We start from the raw sequence: 6,908 nt of genomic DNA on the forward strand, positions 1-6,908 counted from the left end.
GAGCGGCGCCGGCGCCGCCCCGCCTCCGATCAGCGCCGCGGCGACCGCCGCCGCGATCAGCTTCGCCTTCATCGTTCCGCCCTCCGCGCGGCGCCCTCCGCGCGGCGCCCTGCGCGCCGCGCGACTCGACTATAGAGCGAACGACGACGCGCCGGGCGGAGTGTCCGGCGCGCTCGTTCCTATGCCGTACAATGACCGGACCGCACGACCAATCGTCCCGGAAGCGAATGGGGCCTAGCCCGCTTGGTTTTCGAGAGCGCGACTGATTCTCCGACACTGTTTCACTGCGCGCCTTCGACGGCTTCTGGCAGATCATCCGCCCCACAGCCTCGCCCGAATCGGCTTGTACCCGGCCGTGGGGACGAAAGCTGCCGCAACGAAAACCGCATCCGAACGCACGGACGGCCTAGCCACCGCGTTTGTCGTTGGCCAACCAGAACCCCGACACCGTGCTTCATGCCCGCCCCCCGGCGCGCCCCACGCGTTGTCATAACGTTTGGCGAAAAAACTGCCACAGAGCTGCGGTTCTGTGGTAGCATAACCAATGAGTGATGTCCCTGTAGCCGGGGACATTCGCCGCGGCCCAAGCCGGGCCAGTTGCCACCTAGCCGGTGCAGAAAAGGGTGTCATTTATGGACGTAATTCCCTCTGTCTTGGCGTCGATCGCGAACAATGCTTCGTTTTTGAATTCGATCGATGATGCGGTCAAGAGACTAGCTCGGGATGCGGAAGCCCAACTTTCGAAGGCCGGCGTTGGCCTCTCAATCTGGATTCCGGTCGCCAAGGACGAAAACGACACGCCGATCGAACTAGGGTACACACGGTGCGGCTCCGCGTGGACCTTTGCAGTTCGTGAACAGGATCCCGACCCCGACCTTGAGTTCACAGTACGTCCCCTGTCGGATCTGTCGCGACAGGAAAGAACCATCTGGGGCGCACAAATTCCAAAGTTGCTCAAGGCAATCGATGATGAACTAAAAACGAGGGCCGAAGCGGTGAAACGAGAGCTAGGCCCCTTCGTTCCGGTAGTGACTTCGCGTCAGTCCAAGGTTCTCGCGCTCGGTGACGACGATGATATTCCCTTCTAGGCTTGGCAGTCCGCCAAGGCGCGCAGACGGCGACTGCTTCTCTTGGGGGGGAGGTCTTCGGCTCGAAATTGGGCTATGCCGATCAGCACCGCCCCAAGATCTAGAGCTTACGACACGTTATTCCACAAAATGTTGTAGACTGACTTTGAGGTAACAAAACGAGCCACCGGCACAGGGCCGATGGCCCGTCTGGGTGGAAGTTGCAGCTTCCCCCTGAAACCATCCAGCGGACTATCTGTCAAGCAACGACCAGAGGAGATATTACGCCTCGTCGCCTGACGATAGCCAGCGCTTTGAGACTATTCCAAGCGATTTTTTCCGGTTTTTTCCGGTGCTCGCTAGGAGGTCCCAAGGAGCGAAGACGTATGCCAGATGATGTCCTAGATTCAGCCCATCGCAGACGACAGCAAAAGTTGCCGCGAAAGAAGCCTCTTTCTCGGCAGACAAGAACGCACCTGAGAATCGCAGCGAAACGGGGTTCCTTTATTACGATTCTGGTTTGCGTGTTCTTCGTCTGCCGCCACTACGGTCTCCCGCCGGACTGGTTTTCGCATATGCTGACGATTCTTGACATGGCATTCCGAATTATCCCGAAGGGAAGCGTCTGACATCGACGGACCATTGGTGTGGTGGGGCGGGGCCGGCCAGGGACAGGGCGCTGCCCCACCACAACGGTGGGCAGACTCTCCATTGCCGCCGGACAACCGGTCCATCCAACGTGTCCTCTATTGTTGGTCGCCCCCGTCAGATTGTGGCAGGACGCCTTGGCGGCACCCCCGTGCGGCTGAACACCGCCATACGCGGGACTGAAACCGCAAGGGACGCCACTCATTGAGGGAAGCCGCGGGCGCGACGCGCCAGAGCCGCAAGAAACAGAACGGGGTGCCTTCAATCCCGGCGGCATCGGTTCGGCACGGTCTTGGCGGAGGTGGGCATACCGCTTAAGATCTCCAAGAAGTTCATGGGGCACGCGCGATCCTGACGACGGAGAGGTGTGCCTTCGGCGCGTCTAGCCCGGCGCTGCGCGTAGCGGGGCGGGCGTTTTCGAGGGATTCGGCTCCAACTGGTCACGAGTTGGTCACAATGGCCATGCCGCGGGGCGCGTGGCCGAAACGGAATCCTTGCGCGTTCAGTGACTTGGAAGCGAATGGGGCCTGGTGGCCCTCCTGGTCTTCAAAACCAGTCGTCCCGTCGGCTGCGCCGGCGGGGGGTGGGTTCGATTCCCACACGCTTCCGCCATTCCCTCCTCGGCCGCGACGCGCGACGCCGCGGCGGTTCCGCTCAGATCCCCGCGGCCGGCGGAGGCGGAGGCGTCGTCGAGGACGCCGACGAGGACGGAAACGCCGACTCGGACGCCGAAGCCGACCCGGACGTGGACGCCGAAGCCGCGGGCGGCGCGCCGACGGGGGTCGCGCGGAAGATCAGCACGCCGAGCGTGCCGCCGAGCGCGCCGGCGGCGAGCCCGAAGAGCGTCGGCCCGAGGGCGGCGCCGGCCATGCGCGCGATGAAAGGCGCCCCGCCGCAGGTGAGCAGGCTCGCGGCGTCGTCGAGTTCCCACGCCGCGTGGATCATCCGCCACGGATGGAACCGCAGCGCGGCCAGCCAGCCGCCGAACTGCCCCGCCGCGCTCACCAAACCCACCGCGGCGCCGGAGAGGGCGCCGGCGATCGCTCCGACCTCGAGCCCTTCCTCGACGCCGGCGAACCAACCGATCCGCGACGCGGCCTGCGCGTAGAGCGCGCCGGCGACGATCCCGCCGATCGCCAGGTCGAGGCAGCAGCAGACGTTGAGGCAGCAAAGCGGGGGGATCAGCGAGAGCGCGGCGCCGACGGCGGCGCCGATCAACGCGGGGCGAAGCATGTTCGGCTTGAGCGTGGCCATGGGATCGCCTCCTTTTCCGCGAGTGTAGGGCGCCGCTCCGTCGGCGCGCGCTCCGGGCGGCGCGCGGGCGCCGTGCGCCGTCGAGCGGTCCGATCAAGCCCGCGGGCGGCGACGCCGCGCGCCTCCCGCGGACGCCTTTCGCGGCCTCCGCCGCCGCGAAGGGGCACCGGGCGAGGCGGCGACGCGGCGCGCGGGGCGATTGCCGCGGCGCGGCGGGCGCGTCAAGCTCTCCGGCGATGGACGCGCAGCGGGAGATCGCGCGCCGACGCGCTTGGGGGTGCGCCGCCCTCGCCGCGGCCGCGTGCCTCTTCTCCGGCCCGGTCGGCTGGCTGCCGTTCGCGGCGCCGTCGTTCGCCGCGCTCCGCCCGTTCGGCCCGCTCTTCGTCCTGACCGCGCTGCTCGCCGCGCTCCACGCTCGGCAGCGCCGCGCGGGGCGCGACCTCCCCGCCTCGCCCGACGCGCCGCCGCAATGGGCGCAGGCGACGCCGATCGTCCTCGCGGTCGTCGGCGAGAAGTGGATCGCCGTCGAACTCCTCGGACGCGTCGCCGCCCGCACCGCGCGCGATTCCGGCCCGGCGTTCGCCGATCCGGTCTATCGCCTCGCCACCGGCGGCGCGCTGCTCCTCGCCGCGCTTCTCGCGCTGCCGTTGCCGCGCGCCGCGCGCCCCGAGATCCGCGCCGGGCTCTCCCCCGCCGCCGCGCTGCGCGCGCTGGCGATCTCCGGCGCCGCGGCGGCGGTCGTCGTCCTCGCCCTCGTCGCGGTCTCGCTCGTCGTGCGCGCGCCCTGGACGATCTACTGGGCGCCGTCGTTCCGCGTCGCCGCCGCCGCGCAGGTCGTGCGCGGCTTCGCCGAGGAGCTCTTCTACCGCGCCGCGCTCCAAGGCGCGCTCGCGGCCCTCTTCGCGCGGCTTCCTTGGCGCCGCGGGGAGCGGCTCCCGCGGCGCGCCGCCGCGGCAGGCGCGATCCTCGTCGTCTCCTGCGGCTTCGCGCTGCAGCACCTCGACGCGCGCCGTCCCCCCGCGGTCGCCGCCGGCGCGCTGCTCTTCGTGCTGCTGACGTCGATCCTGCTCGGCATGCTCTACGCCGCGGCGCGGAACCTCTACCTCGCCGCGGCCGCGCACACCGCGCTCAACCTGCTCCTGCTGCGCGCGCTGCCGCTGCCGGTCAACGCGACGGGCGAGCCGCTCCTCGCGCCGGCGCGGGTCGGCCTGCTGTTCGTCTTCCTGCTGTTCGTGGGGGCCGCCGTGGACCATCGCCGGCGGCGCGGAAAGTCAGAAGCGTAGCCGCAGACGCGGGCCGTCCAGTTCGTGCGAGGCGCCGGCGTCGTCGAGCAGCGTCGCCAGCGGCAGACGCACGCCGCCGCCGAGACGCGCGGCCTCGGCGAACGCCGCGGGATCGAGCGGCCGGTCGGCCTCGGCGAGGACCGTCAGCCCGCATTCGTCGTCGGCCGATAGGCGCCATTCGCGCGTTCCCTCGCCCGGCGAGGCGGCGAGGGCGGCGCGCAGCGCGCCCCAGACCGCGAGCGTCGCCGCGGCGGGACGGTGGGCGCGGCAGGGCGGCATGGACGGCGAGACGACGATCCGCACCGACGAGCGCTGCGCGGAGCGGGCGGCGAGCCGCGCGGCGGTCGAGAGGACGTCGCCGAGCGGGGCCGGCTCGACGTCGGGGGCGCTCCACTGCGCCAGCCGCTGCAGGTCGGCGACGAGGACGCGCGCCCGGTCGCCGGCGCGGGCCACGGCGTCGAGCGCCGCGCGCCAGCGGTCGGGGTCTTCCCACGACAGGGCCAGCTCGGCCCGGCCGAGGATCGTCGCCAGATGGTTGTTGAGGTCGTGCCCGACCGCGGCGACGACGGCGCGGAGCGCCGCGGCCGAGGCCGTGGCGCCCTCCCGTTCCGTCGGGTCCGCCGCGTTCATGGGATCAATTGAAGCTGAGGAAGCGGGCCATCGCCCGGACGAAGCGCCGCGTGTCCAGCGGCGTCGCGACGATCGTCTGCCCGGCGAAGCGGATGCGGACCGGCGCCTCGCCGCGCCGCGCGCAGAGCGGCAGGACCTGCACCGCGACTTCGGCCTCCAGCCGCAGCGTCTCCTCGTGCGTCGCGCACCGCACCGTCGCCAGCGGTTCCGCCCGTTCCAACAACGCCGCCTGCTGTCCGATCATCGTCGTCCCCTCGCCTGTTCCGCCGTCCGTCCTTGGACGCTTCCGCGACGGCGGGGGCTCTTCGCCGCGGCCTACCTCGCCGCGGCGTCGCCCTCATCCATGAGTTCCGAAAGGAAACGGTCCGCGTCCCAGTTCACTTCGCCGATGACGACGCGGCCGTCCGCGGTCATCCCCGCGCAGGCGCAGGGAACCGGGTCGTCGGTCTTCGCCACGTCGTCGTCGGCGAGGAAGAAGTCGATCAGCTTCTCGCCGGGTCTGGACATCAGCAGCCACACGTTCCCGCCGGTCTCGAGGGACCGCCGACCGCCGACGACGAACGCGTCCACGGGGCGCAGGCGCGGGACGGCGCCGATCGCGCGGTGCAGGCTGCGGAGTCCGTTTTCAAGCCGCTCTTTCATGTCTCTCCCGGAGGCCTCGGCCTCGACCGCACTGAGTGGGAGCAACCGGCGTGCCAGCCGGGACGAGCCCCCGATCCGACTTACTTTTCGGCCGCGGAATCACGAACTTTCGGCCTTGGAACGCCTTTCCGGGCGCTCTTCCGGGCCTTTCGGCCGCGCCGCGCCGGGCGACGGAGGCCCCGCCGTCCGGGCGGTTCGGCAACGGATTTTTGACGGTGTCAGGACGATTTTCCGGGAGGGGCGGAACGATTCGACCGGCCCCGCGACGACAATCCGTCGCCGGACGCCCCCCCGGGGCCTTCGGCCGGAGCGGGATGACGATTTCGTCGGGGCGGCCGCCCGAAGCGTCGCCGCGGCGGCCGGCGCCCCGGCGCGGCGCCGTCGCGTCGTCACGGTCACGAACGGCGTGAGGTCGGCGGCCGCGCGGCGCCGGCGCGTCGTCACGGACGCGGCGGACGGGTCAGCGCCCCAGTTCCTCGGCGCGGCTGCGGGCGAGGATCTCGTTCATCCGCGCGCAGTGGTCGAAGATCCGGCGGGCGATCGTCATCAGGTCCTCGGGGCACCGGCCTTCCCCGCGCAGCAGAAGCAACTCGACGTCCCCCATGATCGCCGTCAGCGGGGCGGCGACGTCGTGCCGCAACGACGCGACGGAGGACGGACCGTCGCCTCGAGGCGCCGCCTGGCGCGGCGGATCGAGGACGACCAAGGCGACGCGCGCCCCCTCGCCGAAGCCGATGACCTCGGCGCGGGCGGAGACGCTCTCGCCTCCGACGAGGCGGATCGAGGTCAGGTTGGGGGCGGTCGTTCCGCCCGCGGTGCGCAGGACGTCGTCCAGCGCCTCGCAGGAACCGCGCTCGAAGATCGCGGGCAGCGGGTCGCTCGGCAGCAGGCCGCGGTCGATGACGAACTCCTCGAAGGCGCGGTTGGCGCCGAGGATCCATCTTCCGCCGCCGATCGCGACGAGCGGCCGCTCGACCATGCCGAGCAGCGCGTTCAAGCCCGCCACCGAGACCGCGCGTCCCTCGTCGCCGTTGGGCGCCATCTTCCGTCTCCGCGGCGCCGCTCAGTCGAGCGGCGCGTCGAGAGCCGCGCCGAGCGGGGGACCGCCCCGCCCGCCGAACCGCGCGCGGTCGAACCCCGCCCACCGGGCGTGAACTTCCGCGGCGTAGTCGGCGCGTCCCAGTTTCCGCAGCAGCCGCTCCAGCACCAGCCCGGCCGTGCCGCGCGCGTCCTGCGCCGGATCGAGCGCCTCGTCCACGCCGGCCCGGTCGAGCGCCGCGGCCGCCTCTTCGTCGAGGCCGAGCGCGGCCAAGGCGAGCCCTTCGAGGAGGCCGCCGGCGACCCGCTGCGCGTCGTCGCCGGCGATCCTCGCGACCTCCGCCTT

General features: G+C 71.0%; 8 protein-coding genes and 1 tRNA gene. 3 read left to right on the forward strand and 6 right to left on the reverse strand.

Annotation, left to right across the window (positions count from 1 at the left end):
* Positions 1–632 precede the first annotated feature (632 nt).
* On the forward strand, positions 633–1,088 hold the full coding sequence (locus LLG88_08535; protein ID MCE5246948.1) for a hypothetical protein: 456 nt from the start codon (positions 633–635) through the stop codon (positions 1,086–1,088).
* A 1,139-nt stretch (positions 1,089–2,227) separates the two neighbouring features.
* Positions 2,228–2,327: transfer RNA gene (locus LLG88_08540), tRNA-Sec, on the forward strand.
* 42 nt (positions 2,328–2,369) lie between these two features.
* Here the strand turns inward: LLG88_08540 and LLG88_08545 are convergent.
* Positions 2,370–2,969 carry a hypothetical protein gene (locus LLG88_08545; GenBank protein ID MCE5246949.1) on the reverse strand — a complete coding sequence of 200 codons (600 nt, stop codon included), beginning with the start codon at positions 2,967–2,969 and terminating at the stop codon, positions 2,370–2,372.
* Between the two features lie 236 nt (positions 2,970–3,205).
* Here LLG88_08545 and LLG88_08550 point away from each other — a divergent pair, with 236 nt between their 5' ends.
* On the forward strand, positions 3,206–4,252 hold the full coding sequence (locus tag LLG88_08550) for a CPBP family intramembrane metalloprotease (protein MCE5246950.1): 1,047 nt from the start codon (positions 3,206–3,208) through the stop codon (positions 4,250–4,252).
* Here LLG88_08550 and LLG88_08555 read toward each other — a convergent pair.
* From LLG88_08555 to LLG88_08575, 5 genes are all read right to left on the reverse strand, one after another.
* Entirely contained in the window at positions 4,241–4,882 is a 642-nt protein-coding gene (locus LLG88_08555) for a hypothetical protein (protein ID MCE5246951.1), read from the reverse strand. The genes LLG88_08550 and LLG88_08555 overlap by 12 nt on opposite strands.
* 4 nt (positions 4,883–4,886) lie before the next feature.
* The gene (locus LLG88_08560; protein MCE5246952.1) at positions 4,887–5,126 is read right to left on the reverse strand and encodes a hypothetical protein; all 240 of its coding nucleotides are present in this window, start codon (positions 5,124–5,126) and stop codon (positions 4,887–4,889) included.
* Positions 5,127–5,197: 71 nt separating this feature from the next.
* A complete protein-coding gene (locus LLG88_08565; GenBank protein MCE5246953.1) occupies positions 5,198–5,524 on the reverse strand; it encodes a hypothetical protein in 327 nt (108 codons plus the stop codon).
* A gap of 460 nt (positions 5,525–5,984) precedes the next feature.
* Positions 5,985–6,566 (reverse strand): hypothetical protein, encoded by a 582-nt coding sequence (locus LLG88_08570; GenBank protein MCE5246954.1) that lies wholly within the window; start codon positions 6,564–6,566, stop codon positions 5,985–5,987.
* Between the two features lie 21 nt (positions 6,567–6,587).
* Positions 6,588–6,908: hypothetical protein (locus tag LLG88_08575; GenBank protein MCE5246955.1), on the reverse strand; the 321-nt coding region annotated here is incomplete at its 5' end.

This window comes from bacterium (assembly GCA_021372775.1).
GTDB lineage: Bacteria > Acidobacteriota > Polarisedimenticolia > J045 > J045 > JAJFTU01.